The 12,755-nt window shown below is 59.3% G+C and carries 15 protein-coding genes; 8 read left to right on the top strand and 7 right to left on the bottom strand.

Annotated features, from left to right (window positions below):
- Positions 1 to 3: 3 nt before the first annotated feature.
- The gene (locus ACR0AA_RS16860; protein WP_480756475.1) at positions 4 to 1,002 is read right to left on the bottom strand and encodes an asparaginase; all 999 of its coding nucleotides are present in this window, start codon (positions 1,000 to 1,002) and stop codon (positions 4 to 6) included.
- Between the two features lie 178 nt (positions 1,003 to 1,180).
- On the opposite strand from ACR0AA_RS16860, the gene ACR0AA_RS16865 reads away from it, so the two are divergent.
- The 4 genes from ACR0AA_RS16865 to ACR0AA_RS16880 all read left to right on the top strand — a co-directional run bounded on the left by ACR0AA_RS16865 (position 1,181) and on the right by ACR0AA_RS16880 (position 4,302).
- Positions 1,181 to 1,714 (top strand): invasion associated locus B family protein, encoded by a 534-nt coding sequence (locus ACR0AA_RS16865; RefSeq protein WP_480665084.1) that lies wholly within the window; start codon positions 1,181 to 1,183, stop codon positions 1,712 to 1,714.
- Positions 1,715 to 1,796: 82 nt separating this feature from the next.
- Entirely contained in the window at positions 1,797 to 2,174 is a 378-nt protein-coding gene (locus tag ACR0AA_RS16870; protein WP_480665085.1) for a lysozyme inhibitor LprI family protein, read from the top strand.
- Positions 2,175 to 2,253: 79 nt separating this feature from the next.
- Entirely contained in the window at positions 2,254 to 3,441 is a 1,188-nt protein-coding gene (gene rlmN, locus ACR0AA_RS16875; RefSeq protein ID WP_480756476.1) for a dual-specificity RNA methyltransferase RlmN, read from the top strand.
- A 234-nt stretch (positions 3,442 to 3,675) separates the two neighbouring features.
- A complete protein-coding gene (locus tag ACR0AA_RS16880; protein ID WP_480665087.1) occupies positions 3,676 to 4,302 on the top strand; it encodes a cytochrome P460 family protein in 627 nt (208 codons plus the stop codon).
- Between the two features lie 6 nt (positions 4,303 to 4,308).
- On the opposite strand, the gene ACR0AA_RS16885 is transcribed toward ACR0AA_RS16880, so the two are convergent.
- The 3 genes from ACR0AA_RS16885 to ACR0AA_RS16895 form a co-directional block, all read right to left on the bottom strand.
- The gene (locus ACR0AA_RS16885; protein ID WP_480756477.1) at positions 4,309 to 5,967 is read right to left on the bottom strand and encodes a U32 family peptidase; all 1,659 of its coding nucleotides are present in this window, start codon (positions 5,965 to 5,967) and stop codon (positions 4,309 to 4,311) included.
- Positions 5,968 to 6,030: 63 nt separating this feature from the next.
- On the bottom strand, positions 6,031 to 6,369 hold the full coding sequence (locus ACR0AA_RS16890) for a chaperone modulator CbpM (protein WP_480665089.1): 339 nt from the start codon (positions 6,367 to 6,369) through the stop codon (positions 6,031 to 6,033).
- Positions 6,366 to 7,283 (bottom strand): DnaJ C-terminal domain-containing protein, encoded by a 918-nt coding sequence (locus tag ACR0AA_RS16895; RefSeq protein ID WP_480665090.1) that lies wholly within the window; start codon positions 7,281 to 7,283, stop codon positions 6,366 to 6,368. Before ACR0AA_RS16895 ends, ACR0AA_RS16890 begins: the two co-directional genes overlap by 4 nt.
- A 158-nt stretch (positions 7,284 to 7,441) precedes the next feature.
- Here ACR0AA_RS16895 and ACR0AA_RS16900 point away from each other — a divergent pair, with 158 nt between their 5' ends.
- Positions 7,442 to 7,825 carry a hypothetical protein gene (locus ACR0AA_RS16900; protein ID WP_480665091.1) on the top strand — a complete coding sequence of 128 codons (384 nt, stop codon included), beginning with the start codon at positions 7,442 to 7,444 and terminating at the stop codon, positions 7,823 to 7,825.
- Here the strand turns inward: ACR0AA_RS16900 and ACR0AA_RS16905 are convergent, their stop codons facing one another.
- Together ACR0AA_RS16905 and ACR0AA_RS16910 are read right to left on the bottom strand one after the other, a co-directional pair.
- Entirely contained in the window at positions 7,826 to 8,926 is a 1,101-nt protein-coding gene (locus ACR0AA_RS16905; protein WP_480665092.1) for a cystathionine gamma-lyase, read from the bottom strand.
- A gap of 3 nt (positions 8,927 to 8,929) precedes the next feature.
- Positions 8,930 to 9,772, bottom strand: a complete 843-nt coding sequence (locus tag ACR0AA_RS16910; RefSeq protein ID WP_480665093.1) for an LOG family protein — start codon at positions 9,770 to 9,772, stop codon at positions 8,930 to 8,932.
- Between the two features lie 79 nt (positions 9,773 to 9,851).
- On the opposite strand from ACR0AA_RS16910, the gene ACR0AA_RS16915 reads away from it, so the two are divergent.
- From ACR0AA_RS16915 to dapD, 3 genes are all read left to right on the top strand, one after another.
- Entirely contained in the window at positions 9,852 to 10,769 is a 918-nt protein-coding gene (locus ACR0AA_RS16915) for a threonine/serine dehydratase (RefSeq protein WP_480665094.1), read from the top strand.
- A gap of 44 nt (positions 10,770 to 10,813) precedes the next feature.
- Positions 10,814 to 11,413 carry a GntR family transcriptional regulator gene (locus ACR0AA_RS16920; protein ID WP_480665095.1) on the top strand — a complete coding sequence of 200 codons (600 nt, stop codon included), beginning with the start codon at positions 10,814 to 10,816 and terminating at the stop codon, positions 11,411 to 11,413.
- A 109-nt stretch (positions 11,414 to 11,522) separates the two neighbouring features.
- Positions 11,523 to 12,350: a 2,3,4,5-tetrahydropyridine-2,6-dicarboxylate N-succinyltransferase gene (gene dapD, locus ACR0AA_RS16925; RefSeq protein ID WP_480756478.1), complete on the top strand. Its 828-nt coding sequence runs from the start codon at positions 11,523 to 11,525 to the stop codon at positions 12,348 to 12,350.
- Positions 12,351 to 12,411: 61 nt separating this feature from the next.
- On the opposite strand, the gene ACR0AA_RS16930 is transcribed toward dapD, so the two are convergent.
- Positions 12,412 to 12,747, bottom strand: a complete 336-nt coding sequence (locus ACR0AA_RS16930; RefSeq protein ID WP_480665097.1) for a cupin domain-containing protein — start codon at positions 12,745 to 12,747, stop codon at positions 12,412 to 12,414.
- Positions 12,748 to 12,755 lie beyond the last annotated feature (8 nt).

Here is a 12,755-nt window from a genome sequence, read left to right on the forward strand (position 1 = left end):
ACCTTAGCCGGGGAACCCCGGCGCAGGTCGGATCACGCCGCATTCCAGCCCGCGACGGCTGTACTGTATGGCGTTCATGAATTTGCGGGTGGCCGGGTGATCGGCCTCCAGCACACCGAGGCTGACCAGAATGGCGGCTATTGCGCATTCGCTGGCGCGGGTTGTGCCGTCGGTGATTTTTAGCGCGACCCCCAGTTTCTTCTCAGGAATGATGGCGACGAACACCGCCTCGGCCCCGGTCTTGATCGCGGCGCGACCGTTCATGGCGCGCATCAACTCGGTGCAGGCGCGGCTTTCACCGGCAACAAGTTCAGGGTGTTTGATCATGGCAGCGGTCAACTGCTGAGCCGCGTCGCTGGCCCGGTCAGACCGGTCGGCAGCTGACGCAAACCACGCCATCGAACGCGCGAGACCCACCAGCGAAGTGGCAAAGTTCGGTGCCGAACAGCCGTCAATCCCATAAGCCGGGCTGGTTTCGCCGGTGGTTTCTTCAAGCGCGGACAGGCAGGCCTGCTGAACGGGGTGGTCGATTTCCAGATACTCCGGTCCGGCTCCCATATGCTGGGCGACGGTGAGAAACCCGCAATGCTTGCCTGAACAATTGTTGTGGATCTGGCAGGGCGTATCATCGGAAAGGATCAGCCCGTCGCGCGCGGCCATGTCCTGCGGCTCCTGCGGACCGCAGCGCAAATCGTGCTCGTTCAAGCCAAGGTGGTCCAGCCATGCCGACACGCGGTCCGTATGGATATGGGCACCGCTATGCGAGGCGCAGGCCAGCGCCAGTTGCTCGGAGTTCAGTCCGTATTTCGCGGCCGCGCCCGAGGTGATCAGGGGCAATGCCTGTATCATCTTGGCCGAGGACCGGGGGTAGATTACAGCTTGCGGATCGCCCCAGCTTTGCACGATCTGTCCGGTGTCATCACAGATCACCGCATGCCCCCTATGCAGGCTTTCCAGCAAGGGCCCGCGCCACAATTCAGTCATTGGTATGGGCTGTGTCATCTGGACCTCCGGTTTTATGCGCAAAAATCTGCCAATCGCCCTTTCGCCTGTGGCGAAACCTGCGTTAGTGTGTGTATGTCGACAATCATCGGAATACGCAACTTACAGACGAACCGGCAGAGTTCGTACGCATATCCGGTGGGTATGAGGTATTAGGTCGAGCTAGGAGGCTGGACAGATGGGATCAAAACTCGTCCGCATGATCGCGGGCCTGTGCGTGGCGGGGATGGCCACAACCGCAACCGCTCAGCAGGCGACCAGCACCAATCGCGTGGCAGCCAAGACGGATTGGAGCGTTTTCGTCGAAGACGATCCCACCGAATGCTGGAGCGTGTCCGCCCCAAAGGAAACCGTAAACACCCGCGGTGGCCGTGTGGTATCCGTGCGCCGCAGCGATATTCTGTTGTTCGTCTTCTACCGCCCGAATGCCGAGGTCAAAGGTCAGGTCACCTTTACCGGCGGCTACCCCTTTGCGGCAGGATCGACCGTGAATCTTGAGATCGACGGGTCCGAATTCGCGCTGATTACCGAAGGCGAATGGGCATGGCCAGCGACGGAAGGCGAAGACCTGAAGGTCGTCGCAGCCATGAAGCGCGGCACCGAGGCTGTTCTGACCGCCCGGTCCGAGCGTGGCACGCAGACCAAAGACACGTTCTCTCTGCTGGGCTTTACGGCCGCGATTGAAGACGCCGAAAAGCGCTGTACCAACTGATCCGGACAGAAATTCGCGGGCCCTTCGCGATCCTGTGTTAGCCTTGCGCCAACACAGACATTTCTGATTGACGAGGTCCGCCATGCGTTTCGCCGCCCTTCTTTGTTTTGCTCCGTTTGCCGTATTTGCCGATCCCACCTTGGAATGCACAGATGCAGGCTCGCAGGTTGAGATCGGCGCTTGCGTGTCCAAAATGGAAGAGCGTGTGAATCAAGCGCTGGCCGAAAGTTACTCTTTTGCCTTGGCCGCGGCGCAGGAGCTGGACGAGGTGACAGGCCGCGTTGTGGCCCAGCCCGCGCTTGAGACATCGCAGAACTCTTGGGAGGCTTACCGCGATGCGCAATGCGAGGCGGTGGGTGCCTGGTTCGGAGGTGGATCGGGAACAGGTATTGGTATCACCTCCTGCAGGGTGGATCTGGGCCGAGAGCGTGTGGACGAATTGCTGCGCATGGCAAATTAAGCGTCACGATTTCTTTTGATCTTTGCGCGCGATCCTATATAGAGGCGCATCCCAAGCCAGAATCCGTTGAGATAGCCACATGTCGCCCAAAGCGCCGATCACTCAAGACGTCATGACCATCCCCCGCAAATTGCCGGAGGGGAAGGTAAACCTTGTCGGCCTGACCCGCGATCAGTTGCGCGCGGTTCTGATCGAACACGGCACGCCGGAAAAGCAGGCCAAGATGCGCACAGGTCAGATCTGGCAGTGGATTTACCAGTGGGGCGTGCGCGACTTTGCCGAGATGACTAACCTTGCCAAAGCTTATCGCGCGCAGCTGGCCGAGAGTTTTGTGATCGAAATCCCCGAGGTCGTGACGCGTCAGGTGTCCGAGGACGGTACCCGTAAGTATCTGTGCCGAATCGCGGGCGGGCACGAGGTTGAAGTGGTTTACATCCCCGAGGAAGATCGGGGCACGCTGTGCATCTCGTCTCAGGTGGGATGTACGCTGACTTGTTCATTCTGCCATACGGGCACGCAGAAACTGGTGCGCAACCTGACGGCGGCAGAGATTGTCGGTCAGGTGATGATGGCCCGCGACGATCTTGAGGAATGGCCGACGCCCGGCGCGCCCAAGGACGAAACGCGCCTGTTGTCGAATATCGTTCTGATGGGCATGGGCGAGCCGCTCTATAACTTTGAAAACGTCCGCGACGCGATGAAGATCGCGATGGACCCCGAGGGGATTTCTCTGTCACGCCGTCGGATTACCCTGTCGACCTCGGGTGTCGTGCCAGAAATCGCGCGGACGGCTGAGGAAATCGGCTGCTTGTTGGCGATTTCCTTCCACGCCACGACAGATGAAACCCGCGATGTGCTGGTGCCGATCAACAAGCGCTGGAACATCGAAGAGCTGCTGCAAGCGCTGGCGAGCTATCCCAAAGCGTCGAATTCCGAGCGGATCACCTTTGAATACGTGATGCTGGATGGGGTGAACGACAGCGATGAGGACGCGCGCCGTTTGATCGATCACATCAAGCGCCGCAACATTCCGGCCAAGATCAACCTGATTCCGTTCAACGAATGGCCCGGCGCACCCTACAAGCGCAGTTCCAACAATCGCATCCGGGCGTTTGCGAACATCATCTATCAGGCCGGCTATGCCTCACCCATCCGCAAAACGCGCGGCGAGGACATCATGGCAGCTTGTGGTCAGTTGAAATCGGCCACCGAGCGCGCCCGAAAGTCGCGTAAACAGATCGCAGCCGAGGCGGGATTGCAAAGCTGAACTGTACAACCTGTGTGCAACGCCCATTAAGAAATTAATGTTTGGGCCGCTGTTTTTTGTATGCACAATTTGATATATTTGCAGGGCCAGAGCCGGATGGGGATGGCTCACTTTCGCGCACAAAGCAGTGAGAGTTGCAATCCGGTTGTGGCGCGTTTGTTCAGGGCCGCTATCTTTTTCAAGACGTAACATGCGGCGTTCAGGCGAACCTTACGAACCGGGTGGGCCAAGTAAATGATTTTGCGATTAAGAAATCTGTTTTCAAACTTTCTTTTGGCTTTGCTTTCAGCGGGCCTTGCTGCGGCGGTTGCCGATGCTCAATCCACGGACGAGGACGCACATCTTGCCATTGAAAATCCTGCGGATCTGACCAAAGAAGAAGCGTTGCGCATATATGAGTCCCTGCAACGCCGGATGGAACGCGGATATGCAGCCGCACAGTTGGATTTGTTGATGAACTACCAGGCGTGGCCTTTGTTTAATGATGCGCCCTATATCTCGGCCACCCATGGTCAGCGCTATGTGAACAGCTACGCCAATCGCATGGCCCACAACTATGGCACCTTGGCTGAGGGGGAAAAGCTGCCGATGGGGTCGGTGCTGGCTAAGGACAGTGTAACCGTCACCGATGAGGGCAACGTCCACCCAGGGGCTCTGTTCGTGATGGAAAAGCTGCCCGAAGGCACGAGCCCGGAAACGGCAGACTGGCGCTATATCATGGTGATGCCGGATGGATCATTATTCGGCGACACGATGGGCGCACGTGCAGGTGCCGTCGCCTACTGCCACGAATGCCACGAAGCGGTCGCGGACCGGGATTACACGTTCTTCGTTCCCGAAGAATACGTCGTCGGCAACTGAGCGCAGTCAGACAGCGTCACCCGGCAACTTCAGCGCCGTGGCTTCGCTGCGGCTGAGTTGTTCGCCTTGTTTGCGTTTCGACAGCACTTCCCGTGCCAACGCGTATTTTTCGTCCTGCCAGAAGATCAGGCAGCCGTTGCACCCTTTGCCGCAGCAACCCTCGGTGCCGATGCGGTTGGTCTTGAACCGGCGTTCGTTGCCATCCTCACCGATCTTTCCCACCAACTCGTCGCGGCGGCGGGCATAGGCGTTGGGGTTGTCACGGCCCGAGGTTTCCAGCCCTTGCACCAGCTTGTCAAAGCGGATGCGGCTCCAGTGTTCATCGGTCAGTGCGCGTTCCTTGCGCAGCACGGAATAGACAGGGAACCGGGCACGCAAGTCGTCGATATCTTCGTGATCGAACAGGGTGAAGGGCATGCGGATGACAGTTTTGGTGCTGCCATGAACCACGTCCAGCCGCGCTCCGTCATCGGCGCGTTCGAAATCATAGACCCGCAGCAGAACTGTGTCGCGCGAGATGGGTGAGACGAAATCCAGCACATCGCCTGGTTCCAGCTTGTTCTTCACCTCGACCAGAAACGCATCCTCGGTCACTTCGGTGACAATACCGGCATATTCCCACTGGGCGATTGAGGCCGTGTGTTCATAGTCATGCGCATAGTTTGTTAGGCGACCCTCATGGAAGGCCAGCGTGTAGCCACGGTTCCCGACGGTTTCGAGTTCGCGCATATAGGGCTTCGGGTCCCAGTTCTCGGGGTCCGCGTGGTAATCGTCGATGGCCATCCGATAGGCGCGGGCGACGACGGCAGCGTAATATTCCGATTTGCCTCGCCCTTCGACCTTGAGGCTGTCGACGCCGATCTTCAGGTACTCATCCAGTTTCGGCATAATACACAGATCGCGCGAGTTCAGGATGTACGAGCCGCGATCATCCTCTTCGATGGGCATCAGATCCCCCGGGCGGCAACCTTCCTCGAGTAGAAATTCGAACAGGTCGGCGTTTTCCTCGGTGATGCGCAACTCCTGATGCGTGCCATCCTTGAGGCGCAGCTTCAGGCCATAGTTCCAGCGGCAGGAATTGGCGCAGTTGCCCTGATTGGCACCACGCTCGGCCATGAAGTTCGACAGCAGGCAGCGGCCCGAATAAGTCATGCACATGGCACCGTGAACAAAGGCCTCAAGTTTGATATCGGGGCATTTCTCGCGGATTTCGACCAGTTCGGCGTAGGAAACCTCGCGGGCCAGAACCACCAACTCGGCCCCCTGATCCTGCCAGAATTTCACCGAGAGCCAGGAGCAGATATTGGCCTGGGTCGAGATATGCAGCGGCAGTTCGGGCGCGCGTTCGCGGACATATTGGAACACACCGGGGTCGGCGATGATCAGCCCGTCGGGTTTCACCTTGCGCACCGTGTCGATGTATTCGTCCAGCTTCGGGATGTCCTTGTTGTGCGAGAACAGGTTCAGCGTCAGATAGGCGCGCCGACCATGTCGGTGGCAGAACTCGACCCCTTCGATCACCTCTTCCAGCGAGAATTCGGATTTCGTGCGCAGCGACATGTCCGGTGTACCCAAATACACGGCGTCCGCCCCGTAGAGGATGGCGAGTTTCAATTTGCGCAGATTGCCCGCAGGCATCAGCAATTCGGATCTGGACTGGGTCATGAGCGTACCGGGCGTTGGATCAAGGGAGCCTTTTACGGTAAATCCCCGGCGTCCAAAAGACCGTTAGCTGCGACTGAATCGCGCTGTGCCGATGACCTCGATCAATTGCTTGCGAATGGGTTCGGGTTGCGTTTCGACGGCATTCAGAACCTCGCGCAGTTCAGCGCGCAGGCCGTGCATCTGGTCGATCAGAGACAGCATCATCGACAGCGCATCCGGTTCCATCTCGTACTGGTCGTGCAACTCGCAGGCCAGTTCCAGTCGCGCTACGTCGAGGGTGTGATACACCAACCCCTGCTCGGTCTGCTCAGGGATTACGATTTCAGCCGCCAGATATTCAGTCAAACGGGACGACGTCAGGCGGGTGACGGTTGCGATCAGCTGTTCTTCGGTCAGGCTCATGACGGCATTCCTTTGCGCGGATCATAGCTGTGGCTTTCACGCCATGTCTCCATGAATTGCTTCAGCTCATCATCGATCTTGTCGGGCATGGACACGGTTAGTTCGATCAGCTGATCGCCCCGATCCGACGAGCCGCGTTTTTTCACCCCTTTGCCGCGCAGGCGCAGTGTCTTGCCGCTGCTGGTGCCAGCCGGGACACTGACGTTAACGCCGCCGTCGATTGTTGGGGCGGGAACCTTGCCGCCGAGGATGGCCTCGTCAATCGTGATCGGCAGCGTGATATGGATGTCGTCGCCCTGCCGGTCAAAGACCGGGTGCCTTGCCACCGATACAGTGACCAAAGCATCGCCCGGAGGACCTTCACCAAACCCCGGATCGCCTTTGCCGCGCAGGCGGATGGTTTGCCCATCCGTGATACCGGCGGGGATTTTCACCTCGATCCGGTCACCATCGGGCAGCGTCAGCTTTTGGCTGGCCCCGAAAACTGCATCCAGGAAACTGATTTGCAGGCTGTAGCTGCGATTGTGGCCGGGCGCGTGGAATTCATGCGTGCGCTGCTGGTATCCGCCCCGCCCCCGCATGAACTCAGCAAAGATGTCGGACATATCGTCCGGGTCCGCCGCCCGCCCGCGATAGGGATTTCCGGCGGCTTCGGCATACTCGCGATAGTATTGCTGCTGCGGCCGTTCCTGGCCCGAGGCATCAATCTCGCCATTGTCATAACGCGCGCGGGTGTCCGGGTCTTTCAACAGGTCATAGGCGGACGCCGCCGCCTTGAACTTGGCCTCGGCCTCGGCGTCCCCGGGCTTCAAATCCGGGTGGCATTCCTTGGCGATGCGCCGATAGGCCTTTTTGATTTCGGCGGCACTGGCGTCTTTGGCGACGCCAAGGACGGTATAGGGATCGTCGCTCATCTCACCTCTCGTCGATGGGGGTGGGTCTGATCTTGATGAATGTGTTTTATCATGCGATTTCAATGGTCCAAAAGAAAGCGGCTTTTGAATCCGCTCGCAAATTCCCGCGAGTCTGTTAACATCTGCATGTTTCGAACTGTTTTTTGACGGAGACCTCCATGACGCGCAGATTCAAGTCCATTCTGGCCCTGCTGGTCGGCAATGCCATCGGGTTGTTGCTTGCAGCGATTTTGTTGCCGGAATTCGCGATCCGGCCGATCTCGTTCATCGTGGTGGTGATCGTCTTTACTCTGGTGCAGTGGATTGCCGAGCCGCTGATCCTGAAGCTGGGCGAGAAAAGAGCACCCGCGATCAAAGGGGGGATTGCGCTGATCGTGACCTTCGTCGGGCTGTTGGTCACCGATCTGGTCACAAATGGGCTGACCGTGGGCGGAATCTCCAACCTGCTGGCCGCGACGCTTCTGGTCTGGCTGGGCGCGCTGATCGCCAGTGTTGTGCTGCCGATCTACGTGTTCAAGGAACTGCGCGAGCCTAAAAAGTAACTAAAGCGCGCTCAGACTGGTCTCGATCGCCTGCCAGAGCTCTTCCACCGGTTCACATCCGACAGACAGGCGGATAAAAGCGGGGTCGACATCGTCGCCCCAGCGCGCACGGCGTTCCGCGGAACTGTGGACGCCCCCGAACGAGGTCGCGGGCCGCAGCATCGAGCAGGCGTTGATGAACTCTTCCGCTTTCGTCTCCGACTCCAACGTGATCGACAGAAGGAACCCGAATCGTTCGGTCTGGGCCTTGGCCAGAGCATATGAGGTGTCGCCCGGCAGGCCGGGATAGCGAATCTGCTTCACGGCCCAATGACCTGCCAACCGTTCGGCCAACAACTGCGCCGAGGAACACATACGGTCGAACCGCACATCCAGCGTTTCCAACCCGCGATGCAACAGCCATGCCTCATGCGGGCCGGGGATCGCACCCGAGACGCGTCGCCACTCCTCGACCCGCTCCATGATCTGTGCGTTGCGGCTGGCGACATGGCCCATCAGCAGGTCGGAATGCCCGCCCATGGCCTTGGTGTCCGACGCCACCACAACGTCGATCCCCAGATCCAGCGGGCGTTGCCCCAGCGGGGTCAGCGTAGTGTTATCGGCAATCGTGATGCCGCCTGCAGCCCGAACAGAGGCCGCGACCGAACGCAGGTCGATCATGTCCAGACCGGGGTTCGACGGGCTTTCGACAAAAACCACGTCGAATTCGTCGAATCCGCCATCATCGAAAGCGGTCGTTGGGCGCTCTGTGACCGAGACACCCAGATTGGACAGAAACCTTTCGGCCAGCAGGCGGGTCACATAATAGCCATCGGACGGGATCAGAATGCGCGCCCCGGATTTGACCGTCGCAAACAACGCGGCCGAGATCGCGCCCATACCTGACGGAAAAGTCAGGCAGGGTGCGCCTTCCAGATGGGCCAGAACATGCTCCAGATGCTGCCAGGTTGGGTTGTCGACGCGGCCATAGGTGGGCAGGCCATCCGTGGCACCGGGCAGGTGGTACATGCTGCTTTGGGTGAGCGGCAGCGCAACCGGCTCCCCCGCGTTCAGGGCATTGCCGCGCAAGTGCAGCATCTCTCCGGTCTTGGGGGGTGTCATGCCTCAACGTCCCGGAATTTGGTCGCGGGGTGGGGCCGGTTCCCAGTTCTCGATGATCTCGACCGCCTCTTGCGCGGTGTCGACAAACCGGAACAGATCCAGATCCTCGTCCGAGATCGTGCCCGCGTCGGCCAGGGCCTCCCAGTTGATGACCTTTTCCCAGAACTCCCGCCCGAACAGCAGGAAGGGCACGCGTTCCATGCGGCCGGTCTGGATCAGGGTCAGGGACTCGAACAGCTCGTCCATGGTTCCAAAACCACCGGGGAAGATGGTGATCGCGCGGGCGCGCATCAGGAAATGCATCTTGCGGATCGCGAAATAGTGGAAGTTGAAGCTGAGATCGGGCGTCACATAAAGGTTCGGAGCCTGTTCATGCGGCAACACGATGTTCAGGCCGATGGAACAACCGCCAGCATCCTGCGCGCCACGGTTTCCGGCCTCCATCACGCCCGGGCCTCCGCCAGTTACGATGACGTTTTCCCGGCAGCCGGTTTCATTGGACTTCTCGGTCATCAGACGGGCGAATTCCCGGGCCTCGTCATAGTACTTCGACAAGCCGGCCAGCGTGTCCGTCCGCGCGGTGTGTTTCTTTGAAGGCTCTGGAATGCGCGCGCCACCGAACATGACAATGGTCGAGGTGATCTCACGCTCGGACATGATCATCTCGGGCTTCAGCAATTCCAACTGCAGGCGCACGGGGCGCAGCTCATCCCTGCACAGGAAGTCATCATCCGCAAAGGCCAGGCGATAAGCCGAAGAACGCGTCTGTGGCGTGTCCGGCACCTCGCTCGCGGTCGAGCGGTCGGTCTGTGCGTCGCGGAAAGGGCTGAGGCGGTCTTCTCTCATGTGTGATGCATCCCTGCTTGCGTGTTCTTAAAACAGCTATAGGGTTCGCGGGCAGAGTGCCAGTCACGGAAGAACAAGAATGAGTTGGAAGCGCGAAATTTCCGCAGCCGCCGAACGGATCAATGGGTATGCGCAGGTAACTCCTGTGATTCAAAGTCGTTTGCCCGGTTTGGAATACCCGATCGAGATGAAGCTTGAGCACATGCAGCACACCGGCAGTTTTAAGGCGCGTGGGGCGTTCAATACCTTGCTCAGCCTGGATGTTCCCAAGGCCGGTGTTGTGGCGGCCTCGGGCGGCAATCATGGTGCGGCAGCGGCGTATGCCGCGCAAACGCTGGGCCACCCGGCCAAGGTCTTTGTGCCGGATCTTGCAGGGCCGTCCAAGATTGCCCTGATCGAACAGACGGGAGCAGATCTGACGGTGGTGCAGGGCGAATACGCCAACGCCCTGAACGCAGCGCAGGCGCATGAAGCGGTAAGTGGTGCCATGCAAATCCATGCCTACGACGCGCCTGCAACGGTCGCCGGGCAGGGGACATGCTTCGCCGAATGGGAAAGGCAGGGCTTGGAGGCCGATACTGTTCTTGTCGCCGTCGGCGGCGGTGGCCTGATCGCCGGCGCGCTGGCCTGGTTTGACGGTTCCCGCAAGGTCGTGGCGGTCGAGCCAGAAACCTCTTGCGCCCTTAATGCAGCGTTGCAGGCGGGCGAGCCGGTGGACGTCTCGGTCTCTGGCATTGCGGCCAATGCGCTGGGCGCGCGGCGGATCGGGTCGATCTGTTTCGATATGGCGCAGGGCATGACCTCGGTTCTGGTTTCTGATGATGCCATTGCACAGGCGCAGCAATCTCTGTGGCAGACTCATCGCATTCTTGTGGAACCCGCGGGCGCTACCGCATTGGCGGCCCTGGCATCTGGCGCATACCAGCCGGAACCGGGTGAACGCGTCGCGGTTCTGGTCTGCGGCGGAAATATCTCGCCCGATCCGTTTCTTGAGTGAATTATCGGCTTGTGGAAGCAGGTTAAGGATTTTATCGATAATCTATGACTGCAACCATCGCCGACACAATTTACCAAAATCTCAGCCAGAAGATTATCACCGGCGAATTGCTTGCCGGTGAAAAGTTGCGGCAGGACCACATCGCCAAGGCGTTTGAAACCAGCCATGTTCCGGTACGCGAGGCTTTGCTGCGTCTCGAAGCACACGGTTTGGCCCAAAGTGAACCGCGCCGCGGGATGCGAGTCACCGCGCTGGACCCGGCAGAGGTTCGGGAAGTCGTCGAAATGCGCGTCGCATTGGAATCGCTGGCATTGCAACATTCGGTGCAGAACATGACTCCCGGCGCGCTCAAAGAGGCGGATGACGCACGGATTACTTGCGACGCAGCACAGACGATGCCGGAATGGGAAGCCCGCAATCGTGCCTTTCACCGCTCGATCCTGACCCCATGCGGGCTGCCACGGCTTTTGCACGCCATCGACGATTTGCACATAGCCGGTGCGCGCCACCTGTTTGCCCATTGGCGTCCCAAATGGGTGCACCGCGCTGATAGTGACCATGCAGCGATCGTGCAGGCGCTCAAGCGCAAGGACGCGGCCACGGCAACAGCCATTCTGACGCGCCATATCCGACGCGCAAGCTGATCACAGGTCAACCTAGCCGCAAATCGTACCTTCTGCGTCGCATTGCACCACGAGATGCAGTTGCGTATAGGCCAAACAAACGTGAACAGATTCTGCAGGGAGCCCTCCGATGTCCAACGCGCAACTGGAAACCGCTATCGAAGCCGCCTGGGAGGCGCGCGATACCATCACGCCCGCCACCACCGGCGAACAGCGCGAAGCGATCGAAGACACGCTGAACGCGCTGGACAGCGGTTCGCTGCGCGTTGCCGAAAAGCTGGAGAGCGGTGATTGGCACGTGAACCAGTGGGCCAAGAAGGCGGTTCTGCTGGGCTTCCGCATCAAGGATATGGAAATCCAGAACGGCGGTCCTCAGGAGGGCGGCTGGTGGGACAAGGTGGACAGCAAGTTCGCCGGTTGGGGTGAAAGCCAGTGGCGCGCCGCCGGTTTCCGCGCCGTTCCGAATTGTGTGGTCCGTAAATCGGCCTACGTCGCACCAGGCGTGGTACTGATGCCGTCCTTCGTGAACCTCGGCGCTTATGTCGACGAAGGCACCATGGTTGACACATGGGCCACCGTTGGCTCTTGCGCGCAGATTGGCAAAAACGTGCACCTGTCGGGTGGTGTTGGTATCGGCGGCGTGCTGGAACCGATGCAGGCCGGCCCGACCATCATTGAGGACAATTGCTTTATCGGCGCACGCTCAGAAGTGGTTGAAGGCTGCATTGTCCGCGAAGGTTCGGTTCTGGGCATGGGCGTGTTCATTGGCAAGTCCACCAAAATCGTCGACCGTGAAACCGGTGAAGTCATGTATGGCGAAGTACCGCCCTATTCGGTGGTTGTTGCGGGCTCGATGCCGTCCAAGAACAATGTCAGCCTGTATTGCGCCGTGATCGTGAAGCGCGTTGATGAAAAGACCCGCTCGAAAACCGGGATCAACGAATTGCTGCGCGACTAAGTCAATCGCAGCTGAGAAACGGGGCTGTAGCAGAATTCGCTACAGCCTTTTTGTATCTGGCTTACGCTTTGATCGGATAGCGGTCGGGTTCTTCAAAGACGTCGATCACCCGGGTCCCGGCCTTGATCGTTCCCCCATGTTCGACACCGGACGGGATCGTGTAGCTGTCGCCGGGGCGATAAATCTTGGTCTCATCGCCGATGGTCAGTTCAACCTCACCTTCGATCACCGTGCCCCATTGCGCCTTGTGCGAATGCGGGGGCAGTTCGAAATCCTTGAGGAAGGTGAAGAATGCCACCAATCCCGAATCCGACCGGATGACCGCGGTTTGAACCACGTCCGTTGGGAATGGCACGTCGAGGGCCGGGAAGTCCGTGATGAAATCGGGATACGCCATGAAAATTC

The sequence above is a fragment of the Ruegeria sp. CE8 genome, assembly GCF_056537465.1.